Here is a 1,786-nt window from a genome sequence, read left to right on the forward strand (position 1 = left end):
GAGGTGAATATGATGGAGAATCTACAAACTATAGGTGAAGAGACTAAGGACATATGGGGGAAGTATTGGGAGATTGTACAGCCTTATCGTAATCTATTATGGAAATATTGCTTAAGGTTAACGGGAACACCTTGGGACGCTGAGGATTTACTTCAAGATACGATATTGAAGTCATTTGCATCGCTTTCTGCATTGTCTCATCGACAGCAGAATCTAAAAACAAAATCATATCTTTTTCGTGTTGCTACCAACCACTGGCTTGATCAATGTAGGAGAAATCAACGTTTATCAAATGACGAGATTGATGAGGAAAATTTAAGTGAGGAATTTATTGATTCTCTTGAAGTAAGTGAAGCAATTTTATCGCTAATAAATAATCTAACACCAAGACAGGCTGTGGTATTTATTTTAATAGAATCATTTGGTTTCAAAGCAAATGAAGTAGCTGAATTATTATCTAGTTCTGAAGGAGCAATTAATGGATTACTCAATCGTGCAAGAAAAAAATTATATGAGATAAGAGAAATCAATGAGGAAGTTAGAAAGAAGGAATCTAATATTAATGTTCAATCGGAGTCTGTCAAAGAATTTATAGATGCTTATAATCGTAAAGATTTTGAAGGACTTGCTAACATGCTAAATAATAATGCTACATTTAGTTTTGTAGAGATGAACAGCAAAGAATATGGAAAAGAAAATATCCTTAAATACTCTCTTAATCCAAACAAAAGAACTAAACTTCAAAATATCTATGCAACTTGTACACATTTGTTTGGTAAACAAGCGATTATATTTACTAAACAAACTGCACAAGGAACAATGTTATTTGATGTGAATACGGTTGAATGGGAAAATGGTAAAGTGACAGGATGGAACTGTTATTATTTTTGTAGAGAATTTATGCAGTATGTTGCAGACCATTTGGAATTACCTCTTGCTCCCATGGAAATGTTCTAATGGTTTTTATAGATAGTTTAAGAAAGAGGGAATTGATTATGGGTAAAGTTATTGGGTTTGAAATAAGTAGCCAAAATCCTAGTGAAGCCATAAAATTTTATTCAAATGTATTTGGTTGGGAGATTGCAGAACCTCAATGGGATTATTGGGCTGTCAATACTACAAATATCCATTCTTCTGGACTTAATGGAGGGATAAGTAAAGGACCTTCTGATTATCCCCATGGTACTCGAATTCAAATCGAAGTAGATTCAAGTGATGAAGCTATTGACAAGGCTAGAGAAAATGGAGCGTTAGTTGTGAGAGATAAAATGGAGTTCGATTCATTTTATCTTGCATATTTGATCGATCCCACTGGAATTGGATTCGGTTTAATTCAAAAGAGAATCTTGTGAAAAGATTAAATCTTATATTAACGACAACCCTTTATTTGTTTCTTTTGTTGTGAATTTACCAGTAACGATTAAGGAGGAAGCCTACGTAGTAGGGCTTTATATGTAGTGTGGGGAAAAATACATATAACAATCAAAAAGTTATTGATTCAAGCACTTATCATAAAATAATACAATATCACCTACATCAACCAGTATATCTTGTCTCATTTATAAGTATTGATAAAGAAAATGATTCAAGAAATAAATACTGGTGGAACTCTGAAATAACAAGTAAGAATATGGGAGTTACTGAAGAAACATTTACACCTAGAGAACAATATACGATGGAATTATTTAGGTTCATCAAGTCACCCCTCCGAAGTATCGAAAAGTTATTAGTTTAGAAACAATTTTTCAACTTCATCTAACTGAACTCTATGGTAAGTGGTATTCAA

3 protein-coding genes are annotated in these 1,786 nt (G+C 32.7%); all 3 read left to right on the plus strand.

What is annotated here, in order from left to right; genetic code table 11:
• The coding region (locus SLH48_RS22220; RefSeq protein WP_320259903.1) for an RNA polymerase sigma factor at positions 1-957 on the plus strand (957 nt) is incomplete at its 5' end.
• A gap of 38 nt (positions 958-995) precedes the next feature.
• Positions 996-1,352 (plus strand): VOC family protein, encoded by a 357-nt coding sequence (locus SLH48_RS22225; protein WP_320259904.1) that lies wholly within the window; start codon positions 996-998, stop codon positions 1,350-1,352.
• A 107-nt stretch (positions 1,353-1,459) separates the two neighbouring features.
• Positions 1,460-1,735: a hypothetical protein gene (locus SLH48_RS22230; protein WP_320259905.1), complete on the plus strand. Its 276-nt coding sequence runs from the start codon at positions 1,460-1,462 to the stop codon at positions 1,733-1,735.
• Positions 1,736-1,786: the final 51 nt, after the last annotated feature.

This window comes from Cytobacillus sp. IB215316 (genome assembly GCF_033963865.1).
Classification (GTDB): Bacteria; Bacillota; Bacilli; order Bacillales; family SM2101; genus Nanhaiella; species Nanhaiella sioensis.

Bases quoted from the DNA above. Each gene is read 5' to 3' on its own strand.
- SLH48_RS22225 (WP_320259904.1), top strand. From the start codon at position 996: ATGGGTAAAGTTATTGGGTTTGAAATAAGTAGCCAAAATCCTAGTGAA.